This window comes from Streptomyces sp. NBC_00414 (assembly GCF_036038375.1).
GTDB lineage: Bacteria > Actinomycetota > Actinomycetes > Streptomycetales > Streptomycetaceae > Streptomyces.
In genome coordinates this window covers 1,573,888-1,589,946 of the sequence record NZ_CP107935.1, presented here as the reverse complement: position 1 = coordinate 1,589,946, position 16,059 = coordinate 1,573,888, and the positions used below count along the sequence as shown (strand labels likewise).

At 72.5% G+C, this 16,059-nt stretch carries 16 protein-coding genes; 5 read left to right on the top strand and 11 right to left on the bottom strand.

What is annotated here, in order from left to right; all coding sequences use genetic code 11:
- Nucleotides 1–78: 78 nt before the first annotated feature.
- From egtD to egtA, 4 genes are read right to left on the bottom strand one after another with little or no spacing between them, the layout of a single operon-like run.
- Nucleotides 79–1,041 (bottom strand): L-histidine N(alpha)-methyltransferase, encoded by a 963-nt coding sequence (gene egtD, locus OHS59_RS07000; RefSeq protein ID WP_328492517.1) that lies wholly within the window; start codon nucleotides 1,039–1,041, stop codon nucleotides 79–81.
- Complete coding sequence (gene egtC, locus OHS59_RS06995; protein WP_328492516.1) at nucleotides 1,038–1,844, bottom strand: ergothioneine biosynthesis protein EgtC; 807 nt, start codon at nucleotides 1,842–1,844, stop codon at nucleotides 1,038–1,040. The genes egtD and egtC overlap by 4 nt, the downstream gene beginning before the upstream one ends.
- A complete protein-coding gene (gene egtB / locus OHS59_RS06990) occupies nucleotides 1,844–3,190 on the bottom strand; it encodes an ergothioneine biosynthesis protein EgtB (protein WP_328492515.1) in 1,347 nt (448 codons plus the stop codon). The genes egtC and egtB overlap by 1 nt, the downstream gene beginning before the upstream one ends.
- The gene (gene egtA, locus OHS59_RS06985; protein ID WP_328492514.1) at nucleotides 3,187–4,578 is read right to left on the bottom strand and encodes an ergothioneine biosynthesis glutamate--cysteine ligase EgtA; all 1,392 of its coding nucleotides are present in this window, start codon (nucleotides 4,576–4,578) and stop codon (nucleotides 3,187–3,189) included. Before egtA ends, egtB begins: the two co-directional genes overlap by 4 nt.
- A 257-nt stretch (nucleotides 4,579–4,835) precedes the next feature.
- Here egtA and OHS59_RS06980 point away from each other — a divergent pair, with 257 nt between their 5' ends.
- Nucleotides 4,836–5,672 (top strand): TIGR02452 family protein, encoded by an 837-nt coding sequence (locus OHS59_RS06980; protein ID WP_328492513.1) that lies wholly within the window; start codon nucleotides 4,836–4,838, stop codon nucleotides 5,670–5,672.
- On the opposite strand, the gene OHS59_RS06975 is transcribed toward OHS59_RS06980, so the two are convergent.
- From OHS59_RS06975 to OHS59_RS06960, 4 genes are all read right to left on the bottom strand, one after another.
- Nucleotides 5,657–6,103: a type II toxin-antitoxin system PemK/MazF family toxin gene (locus OHS59_RS06975; protein WP_328492512.1), complete on the bottom strand. Its 447-nt coding sequence runs from the start codon at nucleotides 6,101–6,103 to the stop codon at nucleotides 5,657–5,659. The two genes, OHS59_RS06980 and OHS59_RS06975, sit on opposite strands and share 16 nt — an antisense overlap.
- Nucleotides 6,104–6,262: 159 nt before the next feature.
- Nucleotides 6,263–7,759 carry an SPFH domain-containing protein gene (locus tag OHS59_RS06970; RefSeq protein ID WP_328492511.1) on the bottom strand — a complete coding sequence of 499 codons (1,497 nt, stop codon included), beginning with the start codon at nucleotides 7,757–7,759 and terminating at the stop codon, nucleotides 6,263–6,265.
- A 147-nt stretch (nucleotides 7,760–7,906) separates the two neighbouring features.
- A complete protein-coding gene (locus OHS59_RS06965) occupies nucleotides 7,907–8,110 on the bottom strand; it encodes a hypothetical protein (RefSeq protein WP_189779856.1) in 204 nt (67 codons plus the stop codon).
- A gap of 25 nt (nucleotides 8,111–8,135) precedes the next feature.
- Nucleotides 8,136–9,605 carry an amidase gene (locus OHS59_RS06960; RefSeq protein ID WP_328492510.1) on the bottom strand — a complete coding sequence of 490 codons (1,470 nt, stop codon included), beginning with the start codon at nucleotides 9,603–9,605 and terminating at the stop codon, nucleotides 8,136–8,138.
- A 256-nt stretch (nucleotides 9,606–9,861) separates the two neighbouring features.
- Here OHS59_RS06960 and OHS59_RS06955 point away from each other — a divergent pair, with 256 nt between their 5' ends.
- Nucleotides 9,862–10,743, top strand: a complete 882-nt coding sequence (locus OHS59_RS06955) for an LLM class F420-dependent oxidoreductase (protein ID WP_328492509.1) — start codon at nucleotides 9,862–9,864, stop codon at nucleotides 10,741–10,743.
- A 54-nt stretch (nucleotides 10,744–10,797) separates the two neighbouring features.
- Here the strand turns inward: OHS59_RS06955 and OHS59_RS06950 are convergent, their stop codons facing one another.
- The gene (locus OHS59_RS06950) at nucleotides 10,798–11,637 is read right to left on the bottom strand and encodes an HAD family hydrolase (protein ID WP_328492508.1); all 840 of its coding nucleotides are present in this window, start codon (nucleotides 11,635–11,637) and stop codon (nucleotides 10,798–10,800) included.
- Nucleotides 11,638–11,771: 134 nt separating this feature from the next.
- On the bottom strand, nucleotides 11,772–12,335 hold the full coding sequence (locus OHS59_RS06945) for an NAD(P)H-dependent oxidoreductase (protein WP_328492507.1): 564 nt from the start codon (nucleotides 12,333–12,335) through the stop codon (nucleotides 11,772–11,774).
- Nucleotides 12,336–12,453: 118 nt separating this feature from the next.
- On the opposite strand from OHS59_RS06945, the gene OHS59_RS06940 reads away from it, so the two are divergent.
- The 3 genes from OHS59_RS06940 to OHS59_RS06930 all read left to right on the top strand — a co-directional run bounded on the left by OHS59_RS06940 (nucleotide 12,454) and on the right by OHS59_RS06930 (nucleotide 15,526).
- Complete coding sequence (locus OHS59_RS06940; RefSeq protein WP_328492506.1) at nucleotides 12,454–13,116, top strand: TetR/AcrR family transcriptional regulator; 663 nt, start codon at nucleotides 12,454–12,456, stop codon at nucleotides 13,114–13,116.
- Between the two features lie 110 nt (nucleotides 13,117–13,226).
- The gene (locus tag OHS59_RS06935) at nucleotides 13,227–14,261 is read left to right on the top strand and encodes a LacI family DNA-binding transcriptional regulator (RefSeq protein ID WP_328492505.1); all 1,035 of its coding nucleotides are present in this window, start codon (nucleotides 13,227–13,229) and stop codon (nucleotides 14,259–14,261) included.
- Nucleotides 14,262–14,278: 17 nt separating this feature from the next.
- A complete protein-coding gene (locus OHS59_RS06930) occupies nucleotides 14,279–15,526 on the top strand; it encodes a 4-hydroxybenzoate 3-monooxygenase (protein ID WP_328492504.1) in 1,248 nt (415 codons plus the stop codon).
- 138 nt (nucleotides 15,527–15,664) lie between these two features.
- Here OHS59_RS06930 and trxA read toward each other — a convergent pair whose 3' ends face one another.
- Entirely contained in the window at nucleotides 15,665–16,051 is a 387-nt protein-coding gene (gene trxA, locus OHS59_RS06925; protein WP_328492503.1) for a thioredoxin, read from the bottom strand.
- Nucleotides 16,052–16,059 lie beyond the last annotated feature (8 nt).

Genomic DNA, 16,059 nt, shown 5'->3' with positions numbered 1-16,059 from the left:
CGGTGCCCCACGAGACGGGGGACCGCGAGATGTGGGCCCGGGGGACAGGAGTCACCGCGGGCGCCGGTCCGGCGGCTGTCACCGGGCCGTGCTCAGCGACAGCGCGAACCTCCCCTCGGTGTCCGTCCACCAGTGGGCGAGTTCGAATCCGGTCGCGGCCAGCTCCGCGCGTACGCCCTCCTCACGGAACTTCGCCGACACCTCGGTGCGCATCTCCTCGCCCTCGGCGAACTCCACGGCGATGTCGAGCGCGGGGATCTTGACGGTGAGCGCCGAACGGGCGCGCAGCCGCATCTCGATCCACTCCTCCTCGGCGTTCCAGCGGGCGACATGGCTGAAGTCGTCGGGATCGAAGTCCGCGCCGAGCTCGCGGTTGACGACGCTCAGCACGTTCTTGTCGAACGCGGCCGTCACCCCGGCGGAGTCGTCGTAGGCGGCGACGAGCACCGACTCGTCCTTCACCAGGTCGGTGCCGAGGAGCAGCGCGTCGCCGGGCGACAGCAGGGAACGTACGGACGCCAGGAACGAGGCGCGTTCGGCGGGCAGCAGATTGCCGAGCGTGCCGCCGAGGAACGCGACGAGCCGCGGCCCGGGAGTGTCCGGAAGTGCCAGGTCCTTGGTGAAGTCGGCGATCAGCGCGTGCACGGCGAGCGAGGGACGCTCGGCGAGCAGCGCCTCACCGGCCTGCGTGAGCGCGCTCTCGCTCACGTCCACCGGTACATAGGTGTGCAGGGCGGGCAGCGCGTCGAGCAGGTGCCGGGTCTTCTCGGACGAGCCGGAGCCCAGTTCGACCAGGGTGCGGGCGCCGGTCGCGGCGGCGATCTCGGGGGCGCGGCCGGCGAGGATCTCGGCCTCGGCGCGGGTGGGGTAGTACTCGGGCAGCGCGGTGATCTTCTCGAAGAGCTCGCTGCCGAGCGCGTCGTAGAACCACTTGGGCGGGAGCGTCTTCGGAGTGCGGGTCAGGCCGTGCAGGACGTCGGCGCGCAGGGCGGCGTCCGTGGCGTCCTCGGGCAGCGTGCGGGTGACCAGGAACGGACTCACGTACTGGGCTCCTTGCTGGGTACGGATGCTCTTGGTGCGGATGCCAGGTGTTCGTCGATGTCCTTGAGCGGGGTGAGCAGGACGTCCGTGCGGCTCGCGGCGAGCAGCGTCCGGTCCGGCACCTCCTGCCAGTGCGGATCGTCGTCGTACGGCTCGGACGCGACGACGGTGCGCCGGCCGGGCTCGGTCAGGTACCAGAGCGTGTCGCCCCAGGCGGTGGCGGCGATCACCTCGCCGTTGGTGAGCAGCAGGTTGAGGCGGGAGCCGGGGGCCGCCGCCGCGACGTCGAGAACCGTGTCGGCCAGGGCCTGGCCCTCCTCGTCGCCGCCGCGCAGCCGGTTGAGGACCAGCGCCCAGACGAACGCCGAGTCGCAGCGCGCCTCCATCGACAGCAGGTCCGCGGCGGGCAGCGTGCGGGCCAGCGGGGCCAGCGAGCGCGGCCAGCCGGCGACCGCGCCGTTGTGGCTGAACAGCCAGGTGCCCGCGGCGAACGGGGCCGCCGCGGCCTCCCCGTCCGCCCCGGCCAGGGTCGCGTCGCGCACCGCGGCGAGCAGCGCGCCCGAGCGCACCACCCGCCCGAGGTCCGCGAAGGACTGGTCGCCCCAGATGGGCCCGGTGCGCCGGTAGCGCCCGGGCACAGGATCACCCTCGGCGTACCAGCCGACTCCGAAACCGTCGGCGTTGACGGTCCCGTGCCGCTGGCGCCGGGGCGCCCAGGACTGGCGGTACAGGCTGTGTGCCGGGTCCACGAGGAGCCGCCCCAGCGGCTCCTCGGGCCCCAGGTATGCCAGATGACGGCACATCAGACGCTGTCCGCGGGGGCGTCCCGGGCGGTACGGAACCCGGAGAAGATCTGCCGCCGGACCGGGTAGTCCCAGTTGCGGAACGTCCCCCGGCAGGCCACCGCGTCCACGGCGAACGAGCCACCGCGCAGCACCTTGTGCTCGGAGCCGAAGAACACCTCCGAGTACTCCCTGTACGGGAAGGCGTGGAAGCCCGGGTAGGGGAGCAGCTCGCTGGACGTCCACTCCCACACGTCACCGATCAGCTGCCGTACGCCCAGGGGTGACTGACCCTCCGGGTAGCTGCCCGCCGGGGCCGGGCGCAGATGGCGCTGGCCGAGGTTGGCGTGCTCGGGTGTGGGGTCGGCGTCGCCCCACGGGTAGCGCGTCGAGCGGCCGGTCTCCGGGTCGTGCCGGGCGGCCTTCTCCCACTCGGCCTCGCTCGGCAGCCGCCGCCCCGCCCAGCGCGCGTACGCGTCGGCCTCGTACCAGCTGACGTGCAGGACGGGCTCGTTCGGCGGTACGACCTCGGTGGCGCCGAAGCGCCGCCGCAGCCACTGCCCGCCGTCGCGCCGCCAGAACAGCGGTGCCTCGATGGAGTGTTCCCGGATGTGGGACCAGCCGGCCGGTGCCCACCAGCGCCGGTCGGTGTAGCCGCCGTCCGCGATGAACGCCTGGTACGCCTCGTTCGTCACCGGGGTGGTGTCGATGAAGAACGGCGGCACCAGACGCGCGTGCGCCGGCCGTTCGTTGTCCAGCGCCCACGGCTCGGTGGACGTGCCCATCGTGAACGGGCCGCCCGGGACCAGCACTTCGGCCGGTCCGGTGAACGCGGGGACGGGCATCGGGTCCGGTGCCGTCAGCGCCACCGGCCCTCTGCGGAGCTGATGGGTTATCAGCATGGTCTCGTCGTGCTGCTGTTCGTGCTGGGCGATCATGCCGAAGGCGAAGCCCGCCTCGGTCAGCGGGGCGCCGGTGCCCTGGAACGCGGTGCTCTCCAGGATGTCCAGTGCCCGTCCGCGTACCTCGGCGGCATAGCTGCGGGCCTCGGCGGGCGGCAGCAGCGGAAGCGAGGGCCGCTCGGAACGCGGGTGCTCGAACGCGTCGTACAGGCCGTCGATGTCGGGCCGCATCGCGTCACGGCCCGCGACGGTCCGCAGCAGCCACAGTTCTTCCTGGTTGCCGATGTGCGCGAGGTCCCACACCAGCGGGGACATCAACGGCGAGTGCTGCGCGGTCAGTTCGGGGTCCTCGACGCAGGAGGTCAGCAGCGCGGTGCGCTCACGGGCCGCGAGCAGCGCCGCCAGCGCACGCTTCCTGAGCGTCTCCGGGTCGTCGAGAGAGATGCCGGTACCGGGGTCGGTCATGAGCGGAGGTCCTTCCCGCTGAGCAGGTGTTCTGTGCGCTGTTCGGTGCGCCGTTCCGTGTGCTGTTCCGTGCTCTGCCCCGCGGCCTGTTCCGTGCCGTGGAGTGTGCCGTGCTGCGGATGACCGGAGTCGGCGGCACGGTCGAGCAGGTCGTCGGCCGGACAGCGGCCCCTGGCCACATAGCGGTCGGTGAACTCCGCGACCGCCCGCCGCACCTCGGTGCTCGCGCCGATCCGGGGCAGCGCGTCGGCCGCCGCCGCGAAGCAGGTCACGGCCGCCTCCCGCAGCTCGGGATCGGCCAGGCCCGAGCGGGCGGCGGTGGTCCACAGCGCGTTGAGCGGGGCGGGCAGTGAGCCGGCCCGCTCGGCGAGCGGTTTAACCGTCCGGTAGGCGGTCTCGGCGGCCTCCGCGTCGTCGAACAGTGCCGTCGTCACGGCCAGCGGCACGATCCAGCCGTCGTCGCCCGGCTGCGCGTCGATCATGCGCAGCTCAAGGTGCCCGCGTGGGCGCACCGGCGGGAACAGGGTCGTCTGGTGGTAGTCGAGATCCTCCCGGCCGGGTGGTGCGTCGGACCGCGTCCAGTCCCGGAAACTCAGGCCCTCCGGCACGTCCCAGGGCCCGCTGGGCGCCCGTACGCACATCACCGGCGCGTCCAGGACGTGCCGCGCCCAGGCGGCCCGAGGGTCGCCGTCGAGGGGCGGGGCGCTGGTGCGGCCCGGATCCATCGCGGCCCACAGGGACTGCCGGGTGGAGCGCCAGCCCGTGGGCCGGCCGCGGGCCATCGGGGAATTGGCGAACGCGCCCACCAGTACCGCGCCCAGCTGGTGCGCCAGCCACCAGCGCCGCCCGAGACCGAGCGGTCCGGGCTCCTCGTACCCGGCGTCCAGGCAGACCTGGACGGAGGCGGAGGAGCACATCATGGCGCGGCCCTCGGGGCCCGTGCGGTCGAGACAGGTCTCCATGGCGTCGTAGCGCGGCTCATGGAGGAACCGGGTGGGTTCGTTCCAGGGGTCCTGGCCCAGTCCGCTGAGGGCGAGACCCGCCTCGCGCAGTACCGCGCGTACGGCGTCGAGGTCGGCGGAGACGGATGCGATGCACTCCATGAGGGAGGCTGCGGGTGCGGAGCTGAGCTCCAGCTGGCCGCCCGGTTCGACGGTGACCGCCGAGCTGAGGGGCAGTGCCCGCACTGCGGCGAAGGCCGCTTCGCGACGTTCTGGTGGTACGGGGAGCCGCGGGGAGCGCGGCTCGTGGACGAGCCATTCGAGTTCCACACCGAGGAAGCGGGGCGGTCCGGTCTTGAAGCAGATGCCGCGGACCAGTGCCTCCACTTCGGCCTCGGTGACGGTGGAGCGGCGTGGCTCCGTACAGTCACTCGCCGAATCGGACATGTCGGGATCCTCCTGAGATTCCATCCATGCCGTCGGGCCGGCTTCGGATGGGCCGACCCGACAGACGCTCGTCCCACCCAAGACCCTTGAGCCGGTTCGCACAAGGGTGCGTATCGCCGCTTTTGGGTGCGTGAAACTCTGTTGCAGCTCTGTACCAGGATCGCTCACCATGCGTTCATGAGCACGACGGGGGATGCCACGGGGGTATCGGGGGAGATCGCGCGGGGCGCGAGCACGGCGCCTACAGGGGTGGCGCCATGAGCGCACGGCTGCGCGCGGTCGCACGGCAGACGGAGGAGATCGTCGCGGCGGGTTGGTATCGCGCGTCCGACGGGCGCGAGGTGTCGATCGCCGCGGCGGTGGCCGCCGCCCGGGAGGGCACGCGGATGTACGGGCCGGGCCCCGTGGAGACGCCGGCCTCCCTCGCTCCTACCGGCTCGGCGGACACGTTCTTCGAGGTCACGGGCGAGAGCAGCCTGGAGGCGGCACGCCGGCTGACCGGTCCGGTCGCGGTGCTGAACTTCTCCTCGGCGCGCAATCCGGGCGGGGGCTATCTGAACGGCGCACAGGCCCAGGAGGAGGCCCTGTGCCGGGCCTCCGCGCTCTACGCGTGCGTGGTGGAGGTCCGTGAGTTCTACGACCACCACCGGACGCACCGCGACACCTTCTACACCGACCGGGTGATCCACTCACCGGCCGTCCCGGTCTTCCGCGACGACCGGGGACGGCTCCTCGACGAGCCGTACACCGCCGGATTCCTGACCGCCGCCGCACCCAACGCGGGAGTGATCAAGCGCACAGCGCCGGAGCGGGTGCCCGAGCTGCCGCGCGCCCTCGCCTCGCGCGCCGAGCGCGTCCTGGAGACGGCCGCGGCGCACGGCTACCGGCGGCTGGTGCTCGGCGCCTGGGGCTGCGGGGTCTTCCAGAACGACCCGGCGCAGGTGGCGGGCGCGTTCCGCGCGCTCCTCGGGGACGAGGGCCGGTTCTCCGGCACCTTCGAGCACGTGGTGTTCGGCATCCTCGACCGTACGAGTGGAGCGGTGGTCCGGGGTGCCTTCGAGGAGGCGTTCAGGTCGCTTCAGCGCCAGCCGTAGCGCTCCCGCAGCCGGTGCACCACCAGGTTGAACCGCATCCGGTCCAGGGCGCAGGCCTCCCGGCGCATCCCCTTCTCGTGCAGCCGCAGCACCCGGTCCACGTCCACCCACGAGTCGCGCCCCGACCGGTCCCAGGGCCCGCTGCCGATCGGCACCCACTCCCGGTCGCCGTCGTGCCGCTTGCTCGACAACTGCACGGCGAGGAACGTACCGGCGACCTCCCGGGCGACCACGAGCAGCGGGCGGTCCTTGCCCCGCCCGTCGTTCTCCTCGTAGGGCACCCACGTCCACACGATCTCGCCCGGGTCCGGGTCACCGTCATGGGCGGGCGAGTACTCGGTCCGCACGACCCCGACCCGCCGCGGATCGGCCTCGGTGGTGGCGGCGGGCCCGAATCGCCCGGGAACATCTTGCTCGGCAGAAGCAGTCACGAACGACACGTTAACCCGCGCCCCTTACAGCGATGGCCCGCACCCCTTTCCGGCCAGGGGCACGGGCAACCGCCGCTCTTGCTTGAGGGGCGCGGGGAACTGCGCACCCAGCCGCAGCCGCCCCGCACCCGTCAACGACCCCCGGCCCCGACGGCGCCGCTACGACTCCCCGTCCACCCCCACCTTCTGCGAACTCGGCGCAGGCCCCGGAGAAGTGAACCCGTTCACACCCGAACCCTCCTTGCCCACATGCCCGTTCGTGTTCATGGAAGCGAGCAGTTGCCGGGCAAGCCCGAGCCCCGTCCCACCCATGGTCAGCGCCTTGGCAAACATGTCGGACATCCCGTCCGCCCCGTTCAGCAGCACCATGTGCTCCACGTTCCCGAACGCCCCCGCACCGGCCTTGACGATCTCCGGCCAGTTCTCCGCGAGCTGCTGCGCGACGACCGCCTCCTGGTTCTCCGCCAGTGCGGCGGCCCGCGCCGCGATGGCCTCCGCCTCCGCGAGCCCCTTCGCCCGTGTCGACTCGGCGACGGCGAGACCCTTGGCCTGCTGGGCGGCGGCTTCCGCCTCACCCGTGGCCCTGGTCGCCGTCGCGGTGGCCGCACCGCGCGCCTTCGTCGCCTCTGCCTCCGCGCCCGCGGCCGTCTTCACCCGGGTCGCCTCGGCCGCCGCGGCCAATTCGGTCTCCTTGGCCTTGGCCTGCGCGGCGGAGATCCGGACATCGCGCTCCGCCTCGGCCAGCGTCCGCTTCTCGTACGCCTTCGCGTCCGCGGGCTTGCGGACGTCCGCCTGGAGCTGCTGCTCGCGCCGGTGGGCCTTCAGCTCGGCGACGCGCGTCTCCTGGACCACGACCTCCTGCCGGGCCCCCGCCTCGGCGAGCGGCCCGGCCTGCCGCGCCTTGGCCGCGGCCTTGTCGCGCTCCGCCTGGTATCCGGCCTGCAGGATCTCGCTGTCCCGGGTCGCCTCCGCCATCCGCGCGGCGGCCTGCTGCTCGGCCTCGGTGGCCAGCCGGTTGGCCTGTGCCTGCGCGATCCGCGCGTCCCGCTGGACGGCCGCCGCGTGCGGCATGGCCAGGTTCTTGATGTAGCCCGTCGGATCCTCGATCTCGTGGATCTGCAGCGAGTCGACGATCAGTCCGAGCTTCTCCATCTCCGTACCGCACGCGGCACGGGTCTGCCCGGTGAGTTTGTCGCGGTCGCGGATCATGTCCTCGACGGTCAGTCCGCCGACGATGGACCGCAGATGGCCGGCGAACACGTTGTGCACCCGCTCCGCCACCAGCTTCTGCTGATCGAGGAACCGGCGTCCCGCGTTGGCGATCGACACGAAGTCGTCGCCCACCTTGAAGATGACCACGCCCCGCACCTTGAGAGGTATGCCCTGGTGGGTCACGCAGTCGACGGACAGATCGGTCTCGTTGAGGTCGAGCGAGAGTTTGCGGACCGCCTGGATGCCCGGCAGCACGAGGGTGCCGCGCCCGGTGACGATACGGAAACCCATCCCCTCCTCGATGCCTTCGGTGCGATGCTTCGAACCGGAGATGATCAGTGCTTCGTTGGGTTCCGCGACGCGCCACATCAGCTTGAAGACCACTACGACGAAAATGAGCGCGAGGACCGCTGCCCCCGCCACGACGCCGACAACCATCGGCATTCGCCCCCTGTTGGATGGTGCCCTGTCGGCACCGAACGAAGGGGAGTGTGCGCCCGCGACAGCCCATGGGTACAGAGGCCGACGCGTCCTTGGGACAGCCTTGATACGTACCGCGCGCTCAGGTGGTCCGGACGCCCGCGGACGGCTTCAACTGTCGTACGCGGCCGACACGTACACCGTCCGCGGCGGCAGGTACTCCACCACCATGACCACCGTGCCCGACTCGATGCGGTCCTTCGAGGAGGCGGCGTACGCGAGGAAGTGCTCGGCGCCGCCACGGACCCGGACGATCACCTCGCCGACGAGCCCGGGCCCCACCGTGCCGGTGACCCGCCCCATGAGCCCCACCATCGACGCGTCGTCCACGGACCCAAGCCTACGGGGCCGCGGCCCGGGGACCGGCGGGCGGACCGAACTCCCCCGCACCGCCGCCCGGTCCGCCGTCCGACGCGCCGGCCGGCCACCGCTCGTACCACCGCTGGTCCGCCTCCAGCTGTGCGGCGAGCGAGACGAGGAGCGGTTCGCTGTGCGCGGGACCGAGGAGTTGGGCGCCCACGGGCAGGGAACCCTCGACGAACCCCGCGGGGACGTTCACCCCGGGCCAGCCCAGCACGTTCCACGGCCAGGCGTACGGACACGCGGCGATCATGGCCCGGTCGGTGCCGAAGCCGCTCAGAGAGTGCAGGGCACCGATCCGCGGCGGCGGAGCGGCCGTCGTCGGGGCCAGCACCACGTCGTACGTCTCGAAGAGCACGCCGATCCGCCGGTGCAGCCGTGCCTCGGCGCGCCGGGCGGCCCGCAGCGGGGCCCCGCCGAGCAGCCGTCCGAGCCGGGCCGCCTCACGGGTGCGCCGGTCCAGCAGGGCGGCGTCGGGCACGTCACGCACGCGCTCGGCGATACCGGCGGTGGCGCGCGGAACGAACGCCAGCCCGATCTGCCCGTACGGCGGGTCGGCCTCCTCGACCTCGTGCCCGAGCGCGGCCAGCCGTTCCGCGAGGGCGACGACCCGGGCCCGTACGTCGGGGCTCAGTCGCGCGGGCAGCGCCGTGAACGGGGGTTTCAGCGACAGCGCGATCCGCAGCCGCCCCGGGTCCCGGCCCACCGCGTCCGAGACGCGCAGCGCGGGCGGGCGGTGCAGATCGCGTGCGTGGCTGCCGCTCGCCGCGTCCAGGAGCAGTGCTGCGTCCTCGACGGTGCGGGCCAGCGTGCCGTTGACCGTGATGCCGTGGAAGGACTCGGGGCGCGGCCAGGTCGAGATCCGGCCGCGCTGCGGCTTGATGCCGATCAGATGGGTCCAGGACGCGGGGATGCGTACCGAGCCCGCCCCGTCCGAGCCCAGCGCGGCGGGGACCAGGCCCGCCGCGACGGCGGCGGCCGAACCGCCGGACGAGCCGCCCGGCGTGTGGCCGGGGTGCCACGGGTTGCGGGTCTCGCCGAAGGCCGGGCCCTCGGTGAAGGGCCACTGTCCCAGCTCACAGGTGTTGGTCTTGCCGACGATCACGGCCCCGGCCGCCCGCAGCCTGCGTACCGCCTCGCCGTCCTCGGGCACCGGCGGGAACGTGCCGCGGCAGCCGAAGGCCGTCGGCTCGCCCGCCACGTCCATGTCGTCCTTGACCGCCAGCGGCACCCCGAGCAGCGGCCGGCGGCCGCCCGCCGCCAGCTCCTTGTCCGCCGCGTCGGCCTCGGCGAGCGCCGCCCGGGCGCGCACCAGCCGGAAGGCGTTCAGCGTGCCCTGCGTGGCCTCGATCCCGGCGAGGGCCTCCTCGACGAGCGTCCGCGAGGACACCGTGCCCTCGGCCAGGGCACGGGCGCGCTGCGCGAGCCCCGCGGCACGGTCGGGAGTCATCCGGGCCTGCGGACACGGTCGGGAGCCACGGGAGTCATAGGGGTCGGCCACCTCCGGGAGCACGATGTCTACCGAACGGTAACCTCCGGATGGCGTATGCGGTACGGGGCGTGCAACTTCGTCGGCGGGGGCGGCGGTTGACCTGCGTACCAGGTCCTGCCCGCCGCTCCGGCCTTGCCTTCGAGCGCTCTTCAAGTTCTACCGTCACGGGAGTCGGCGACTGTCCGACGGTGATTCCAGCGCGACGGAGACGGACATGCGGGTCGGCGTTCACATCAACCGGTTCAACCATCCTCGCGGCGCGGCCGCGATCGGCCCCGAGCTGGCCGCGGCGGGTGCCGCCGCCGAGGCCGCGGGCGTGAGCTGGATGTCGGTCATGGACCACTACTTCCAGATGGAGTTCAACGGCGGTGCCGAGGACGCCATGCTGGAGTCGTACACGACCCTCGGCTTCCTCGCCGCCCACACCTCCACCGTGCGGCTCGGGACGCTCGTGACCGGGGTGACCTACCGCCACCCCGGGCTCCTCGCCAAGATCGCCACGACGCTCGACGTGCTGTCGGGCGGCCGGGCCACACTGGGGATCGGAGCGGCCTGGTACGACCGCGAGCACGAGGGCCTGGGCGTGCCGTTCCCGGCGCTCGCGGAGCGTTTCGAACGGCTGGAGGAGACGCTGCGGATCTGTCTGCAGATGTGGGACCCGCAGGCGAACGGGCCCTTCGAGGGCAAGCACTACCGACTGGCCGAGACCCTCTGCGTACCGGCGCCGGTGAGCACCCCGCGCCCGGAGATCATGGTCGGCGGCAGTGGCGAGAAGAAGACGCTGCGGCTGGTCGCCCAGTACGCGGACGCCTGCAACCTGTTCGCCTCGACCCCGGAGGAGGTCGGGCACAAGCTGGACGTCCTGCGCGGGCACTGCGACGCGGTGGGCCGCGAGTACGCCGACGTGCGCAAGACGATGGTCCACTCGGGCGACCCCAGGAGCGAGGCCGAACTCGACGCCTTCACACGGGAGATGGCGCAGTACGCGCGGCTCGGCATCGAGACGGTGATCCTCGGTCCGCGGGTGGACGAGCCCGCCGAGTGGATCGAGCGCGGGGTCGCCCCGCTCGTCGAGCGGCTGGCCGGACTCGGCTGAGCCACGGCCGCCGGCCGGTGTGGCCCCGGTACGGTCCGGCGCGGTCCGGGTGCTCTACGCGGCCTCGTCACGCGCCAGTCGCACGAACCGCTCCAGCATCTGCGCCACACCGTCCTCGTCGTTCGAGGCGGTGTGGAACCGGGCGGCCCGCCTGACCTCGGGATCGGCGTTGGCCATGGCGTACGAGCGGCCCACCGCCCCGAGCATGGGCAGGTCGTTGGGCATGTCGCCGAACGCGGCGATGTCGTCGGGGCCCAGGCCGAGTTCGGCGCTCCACGCGGTGAGCGCGCTGGCCTTGGTGACGCCCGGCGCGCTGAACTCGACCAGCGCCAGACCCGTGGAGTGCGTGGTCTCGGCGTCGTCGCCCGCGCCGAGCCGCGCCCGCTCGTGGAAGTCGTGCAGCGACAGCGTCGGGTGATGGGCGAGGACCTTGAAGACGGGGCGTTCCGGGGTCCGCGCGAGCAAGTCCTCTGCGGTACCGATCAGTTCGACCGCCGACTCCCCGTACGACCAGGCGGGGTAGGCCTGTTCGTGGCCGAAGTCCCGCTCGTACTCGAAGGCGAAGGAAACGCCGGGCACCGCGGCCCGGACGCGCGCCACGAGCGCGGTGAGCGGCGCTGTCGGGAACGGCGACAGCCGTACGGCGGTGCCGTCGGGCGCGTACACGGCGGCGCCGTTGGCGGTGATCGCGAAGTGCCGTCCGATGTCCTCGTGCAGGACGGCGAGGCTCCGCGGGGGCCGGCCGGTGACCAGCGCGAGACGGATACCCGCCGCTTCGGCCGCCGCGAGTGCGGCCGCTGTCCGTCCGGAGACGGTCCCGTCGCTGCGCAGCAGCGTCCCGTCGAGATCGGTGGCCACGAGCTTGGGCGCGGTGGCTGGGGCGGACGTCGTCATCGCGCGGTGGCACCTTCCGTCCGACCTGTACTACGGGTACGTACTACCGGCAGGTGTTTCGGACACCTGCCGCGGACGCGTGTGACGCGCGGTGGGAACCGCGCGTCACGGATGTGTCCGGGAACGTGTCCGGGTCAGGCGGCGACGGGCGCGCTCGCCTCGCCGTGGATCCGGGTGATGACCTCGGTCAGCTGGGCGGCGACCTCGGCGTCGTCGGAGGGGTGCGTCTCGGCGAAGCGGACGACCGAACCGGGGATGGAGAGCTTGATGTCCTCAAGAACCTTGGCGCCGGCGATACCGGCGGCCTTGCGGGTCTCGTCCTGCGCCCAGACGCCGCCGAACTGGCCGTAGGCGGTGCCGACCACGGCGAGGGGCTTGCCGTTGAGGGAGCTCGCGCCGAACGGGCGGGACAGCCAGTCGATGGCGTTCTTCAGGACGGCCGGGATGGTGCCGTTGTACTCGGGCGAGAAGAGCAGCAGGGCGTCGGCGCCGGCCGCGGCCTCACGGAGCCGTACCGCGGCGGCCGGGACATTGCCCTCGACGTCGATGTCCTCGTTGTAGAAGGGGATCTCGGCCAGGCCCTCGAACAGGTCGACCTCGGCGCCCTCGGGCGCGAGCTTGACGGAGGCCTCGGCGAGCTGGCGGTTGTGGGAGCCGGCGCGAAGGCTGCCGACGAGCGCGAGGATACGAACAGACATGGGGGGCTCCAAAGGGGACGAAACATTGCCGTTACGATCCGGACCGGGGTCCGTTTAAAAGTTCTACCAGTCAAACGGACCACGGTCCAGTTTTCTTCCCCGGCGTTACGATGTGTTCATGCCCGCCTCCCTGCCGCCCTTTCCGAAGCCCCAGGCACCGAGTGACGAGCCCGTTCTCCTGGAGCTGTCCACCGGTGAGGACGAGCCCTGCCTGCGTGCCGACGCGGCGCGCAACCGCGCCCGGCTGCTGGAGGCGGCCACGCGCCTGGTCGAGGAGCACGGCGCGGCCGGCGTCACGATGGAGGCGGTGGCCGCGGCGGCCTCGGTCGGCAAGGGAACCGTCTTCCGCCGCTTCGGCGACCGCACCGGCCTGCTGATGGCCCTCCTGGACCACTCCGCCAAGCAGCTCCAGGCCGCCTTCCTCAGCGGCCCGCCACCGCTGGGCCCCGGCGCACCGCCGGTCGAGCGGCTGAGGGCGTTCGGCTGTGCCGTCCTGCGGCAGGCGGTCGACCACCTGGACCTGCAACTGGCGGCCCAGCCGGAACCGTCCCGCCGCTTCTCGTTCCCGCCCCAGCGCTTCCTCACCGGCCACGTCACGCTGCTGCTGCGGCAGGCGGTGCCGGACGCCGACTGCGCCCTCCTCGCCCAGACGCTGATGGGCTATCTCGACCCCGCGCTGATCCACTACCTGACCAAGGAGTGCGGGATGCCGCTGGAGCGGCTGGAAGCGGGCTGGACCGACCTGGTCGCACGCCTGACCCGGACGGAACTACCGCACTAGGAAAGCGACTTGGGCCGCACCGCGCACGATCGTGCGGAGCGGGGTGTCCGCCGCGCCCGGCGCCCCCCGGCCCCGGGGCCGCCCCCGGCTTCTGCAAGGATGCCGTACTCATGGTGCAGATACCGAAAACATCCGCCCCTCCGTCGCCCGCGCAGCACTCCGTGCCGACGAGCGCCGATGTGGCCCGTCTGGCGGGTGTCTCACGCGCGACCGTCTCCTACGTCCTCAACAACACCAGCGCCGTCCGGATCAGCGAGCCCACCCGCCGCCGCGTCCACGAGGCGGCCGAGGAACTCGGGTACGTGCCGCACGCCGCGGCCCGCAGCCTGCGCGCCGGGCACAGCCGCATGGTCCTGATGCCCTCCCCGGACGTGCCCGTCGGCCCGCTCTACAGCCAGTTCTTCAACGAACTCCAGTGGGCGCTCAGCCGACTTGAGTACACCGTCGTGCAGTACGGGGGCCTCGGGCTCCAGGGCGACGAGGCGGCCCGCGCCTGGGCCGAGCTGCGACCGGTCGCCGTGCTGGCGCCCGGCGGCGGACTGGGCCCGCGGGGGGTGTCCGTGCTCAAGCGCTCCGGCGCCCGGGCCGTGGTCACCCTCGGCCCCGAACGCATCGAGGGCGCGCACGCGCTGCTCATGGACCACCACGGGGTCGGCCGCAGCGTCGGCACGCACCTGCTGTCCCGGGGCTACCGCCGCGTCGGTGTGCTGGTGCCCGAGGATCCCGGCCTGGAGATCTTCTCCAGACCCCGGCTCGAAGGCGTACGGCAGGCACTGGCCGGCACGGACGCCACATTGACCGAGGTGCCGCTCGCGTACGACGAGAAGGCCGCGGCCGACCTCGCGGGGCGCTGGCGGTCCCTCGGCCTGGACGCGGTCTTCGCGTACAACGACGAGTTCGCGATGCTGCTGATGCGCGCCCTGCAGGACGAGGGCGTCGGCATACCGGGCGAGACGGCCGTCGTCGGCGCCGACGACCTGATGCTCGGCCGGCTGCTGCGCCCACGGCTGAGCACGGTCCACATCGAGCTTCCCTCCGGGCGGGAACTCGCCGAACTGGTCGACCGCGCGGTGCGCGAGCCCACCGCGGAGCCCGAGGCGCACGAGGTACTGGGAGCGACGGTCGTGCACCGCGAATCGAGCTGAATCTCCGGGGGTGTGTCATGCGGACGACGGTCGGCATCATCGGCGGGGGCCCGGCCGGGCTCCTGCTGGCCCGCTCACTGCACCGGACGGGCATCGACTGCGTCGTTCTGGAGAGCAGGACCCGCGCGTACGTCGAGCAACGCCAGCGGGCCGGAATGCTGGAGCAGGGCACGGTGGACGCGCTGCGCGAGTGCGGGGCCGCCGATCGCCTGGAGGCCGAGGGCCTGGTCCACCACGGCATCGAGCTGCGCTTCGGCCGCGCGCGGCACCGCGTCGACTTCCCTGCGCTCACCGGCGGTCGCACGGTCACGATCTACGCCCAGACGGAGATCGTGAAGGACCTCGTCGGGCTGCAACTCGCTGAAGGGCCACCGCTGTTGTTCGAGGCGGAGGCCGTCGCGGTCGAGAACACCGGGAGCGCCGAGGGCCGGGAAGGCGTCGAGGGCCGGGGGAGCGGCGCACCCCTCGTACGCTTCGTGCACGAGGGCCGCGAGAAGACACTCACCTGCGACTACGTGGTCGGCTGCGACGGCTTCCACGGCATCGCCCGCGACGCCTTCCCGGCCGCCGTCAGCCGTACGTACACCCATGAGTACCCCTACTCCTGGCTCGGGATACTGGCCGATGTGCCGCCCTCCTGCGACGAGTTGATCTACGCGCGGGGTCCGGGCGGCTTCGCGCTGCACAGCATGCGCTCGACATCCGTGTCGAGGCTGTATCTGCAGGTCCCGACCGGTACGGAGGCCGACGACTGGCCGGACGAACGCATATGGGACGAGCTGGACGCCCGCTTCGCGATCGACGGCGACTGGCAGTTGGAGCGCGGCCCGATCACCGCCAAGTCCGTCACCCCGATGCGCAGTCACGTCCACGAACCGATGCGGCACGGCCGGCTGTTCCTCGCCGGGGACGCCGCGCACATCGTGCCGCCGACGGGAGCCAAGGGGCTGAATCTGGCCGTGTCCGACGTCCGCGTGCTGGCCCGCGGCTTCGCCGAGCTCCACCGCTCCGGATCGACCCGGCTCCTCGACTCGTACTCGCGCGTGTGCCTCGACCGGGTCTGGCAGGCGACGCGCTTCTCCTACGACATGACCACGATGTTCCACACGCGGCCGGACGGCGACGCCTTCGAGGACCGTGTCCAGCTCGCGCGGCTGCGCCGGATCACACAGTCCCGCTCGGCCGCCGCCGAACTGGCCGCGAACTACACGGGAATTCCGCTCGCGGCCGAGGCGGACGCCCCGGGCCGGATCGGGGAGCGCTGAGCGGACCGGATCAGGAGCCGCTCGCCGGACCGGATCCGAGACCGCCGACCGGCACGCAGGCGACCGGCCGGCCCGGGGGCCGATCACCGACCGGTGGGGGAGCGACCGTCACCCCCTCGGGCGCGGGCCCCTCCGGCATTACTCGGCCTTGTCCTGCTCGGCCTTCTGCTGCTCGGCGACGGACTTGCGGACCTCGTCCATGTCGAGCTTGCGGGCCTGACCGATGACATCCGTCAGAGCGGCCTCGGGCAGCGCACCCGGCTGGGCGAAGATCGCCACCTGGTCGCGGATGATCATCAGCGTCGGGATCGACTGGATGTCGAAGGCGGCGGCCAGCTCCGGCTGAGCCTCCGTGTCCACCTTGGCGAACACCAGGTCGGAATTGGCCTCCGCGGCCTTCTCGTAGACCGGGGCGAACTGCCGGCACGGGCCGCACCAGGACGCCCAGAAGTCGATCAGGACGAATTCGTTGTCCGTGACCGTCTGGTCGAAGTTCTCCTTGGTGAGCTCCACGGTGCTGCTCATGGCGTTGA

Excerpts from the sequence above, each read along its gene's own strand:
- egtC (WP_328492516.1), bottom strand. The coding sequence starts at position 1,844 with ATGTGCCGTCATCTGGCATACCTGGGGCCCGAGGAGCCGCTGGGGCGG.
- egtB (WP_328492515.1), bottom strand. The coding sequence starts at position 3,190 with ATGACCGACCCCGGTACCGGCATCTCTCTCGACGACCCGGAGACGCTC.
- egtA (WP_328492514.1), bottom strand. The coding sequence starts at position 4,578 with ATGTCCGATTCGGCGAGTGACTGTACGGAGCCACGCCGCTCCACCGTC.
- OHS59_RS06980 (WP_328492513.1), top strand. The coding sequence starts at position 4,836 with ATGAGCGCACGGCTGCGCGCGGTCGCACGGCAGACGGAGGAGATCGTC.
- OHS59_RS06970 (WP_328492511.1), bottom strand. The coding sequence starts at position 7,759 with ATGCCGATGGTTGTCGGCGTCGTGGCGGGGGCAGCGGTCCTCGCGCTC.
- OHS59_RS06965 (WP_189779856.1), bottom strand. The coding sequence starts at position 8,110 with ATGGTGGGGCTCATGGGGCGGGTCACCGGCACGGTGGGGCCCGGGCTC.
- OHS59_RS06960 (WP_328492510.1), bottom strand. The coding sequence starts at position 9,605 with ATGACTCCCGACCGTGCCGCGGGGCTCGCGCAGCGCGCCCGTGCCCTG.
- OHS59_RS06955 (WP_328492509.1), top strand. The coding sequence starts at position 9,862 with ATGCGGGTCGGCGTTCACATCAACCGGTTCAACCATCCTCGCGGCGCG.
- OHS59_RS06950 (WP_328492508.1), bottom strand. The coding sequence starts at position 11,637 with ATGACGACGTCCGCCCCAGCCACCGCGCCCAAGCTCGTGGCCACCGAT.
- OHS59_RS06945 (WP_328492507.1), bottom strand. The coding sequence starts at position 12,335 with ATGTCTGTTCGTATCCTCGCGCTCGTCGGCAGCCTTCGCGCCGGCTCC.
- OHS59_RS06940 (WP_328492506.1), top strand. The coding sequence starts at position 12,454 with ATGCCCGCCTCCCTGCCGCCCTTTCCGAAGCCCCAGGCACCGAGTGAC.
- OHS59_RS06935 (WP_328492505.1), top strand. The coding sequence starts at position 13,227 with ATGGTGCAGATACCGAAAACATCCGCCCCTCCGTCGCCCGCGCAGCAC.
- OHS59_RS06930 (WP_328492504.1), top strand. The coding sequence starts at position 14,279 with ATGCGGACGACGGTCGGCATCATCGGCGGGGGCCCGGCCGGGCTCCTG.
- trxA (WP_328492503.1), bottom strand. The coding sequence starts at position 16,051 with ATGAGCAGCACCGTGGAGCTCACCAAGGAGAACTTCGACCAGACGGTC.